The 530-nt window shown below is 50.9% G+C and carries 1 protein-coding gene; it reads right to left on the minus strand.

The window, feature by feature from the left end; all coding sequences use genetic code 11:
• The coding region (locus R2Q26_RS15370; RefSeq protein ID WP_317537090.1) for a multiheme c-type cytochrome at positions 1-530 on the minus strand (530 nt) is incomplete at both ends.

The following is a 530-nucleotide window of genomic DNA, read 5'->3' on the forward strand; positions in this document are numbered from 1 at the left end:
TCCGGTTTACGCGATTCTGCCGCTGAGAATTCATGTCTGGTATGGCAACCGTCACATTTGTTCTGGTTGTAATGACACATGGAGCAGCCGTCAGCAACTTCACGCTGTGGCATCGCAGCCCAGACTGTCGTTTCGACGTTGGCTTTCCAGTCCAGCGCATGCGATGGACGCCCTGCCGGCCATTGGCCATTCGGGAAAATCATGGTGTCGCGTTCCGATTCACGTTCTGCAAATTCTCGCAGGTGACAGGTGCCGCATAGATCCGCTGTCGGCATGATGATGTCTTTGGTATGGTCCGCTTTCTTCTTGGCGTTCACTTCTACGTGACAGTCTATACAGCCTACTTCTTTCAGCTTTTCATCTGCGCCCAGTTTGCCCAGTGAACGCAGGTTATTTTCTACTTCTTCCAGCTTTTCTTTTTTGTAATATGTCGGATCTTCCGGTTTGAGGTTACGTACTTTGTCTAAGTTGGCATGGGTGCTGCGCTTCCATGCATGCACCCACACCGGTGATTCGTCTGAGTGACATTC

This window comes from Nitrosomonas sp. Is37, assembly GCF_033063275.1.
In the GTDB taxonomy this organism is placed as follows: Bacteria; Pseudomonadota; Gammaproteobacteria; order Burkholderiales; family Nitrosomonadaceae; genus Nitrosomonas.